The sequence below is a fragment of the Streptomyces sp. NRRL F-5122 genome (assembly GCF_001507435.1).
GTDB classification, from domain to species: domain Bacteria; phylum Actinomycetota; class Actinomycetes; order Streptomycetales; family Streptomycetaceae; genus Streptomyces; species Streptomyces lannensis.
On sequence record NZ_LMWH01000148.1, the window covers coordinates 1 to 378 of the forward strand.

Below are 378 nucleotides of genomic sequence, written 5' to 3' on the forward strand. Positions count from 1 at the left end.
TGCGGGGCCATGCCGTAGCGGGGCAGATAGCGGGGCATCAGGTTGAGCAGTCCGGCCATCGCGGAGGCGCCCGCGAACCACAGGATGGCGATGGTCGAGGCGTCGTAGACGGTGCCGAAGGCGTTGCCCAGGTACTCGTGCGCCAGATAGGCCAGCGCACGGCCGTTGGCGGCACCTCCCGACTGGAACTCCTTCTCCGGGATCAGCAGGGTCGTGATGAAGCTGGTCGTGATGAGGAAGCCGCTCATGACCAGTGCGGCGGTCGTGAGGAGTTTCTTCGTGTCGCGGATGCGGCCGGTGGGTTTTTCCTCGGTGTCGTCGGGGTCGCCCTGGACGTGGGGCATGACGGCGACGCCGGTCTCGAAGCCGGACAGGCCG

1 pseudogene is annotated in these 378 nt (G+C 67.5%); it reads right to left on the reverse strand.

The features are described 5' to 3' along the window. Positions 1 to 378: pseudogene (locus ADL25_RS16815) on the reverse strand (amino acid transporter); the annotation flags it as partial.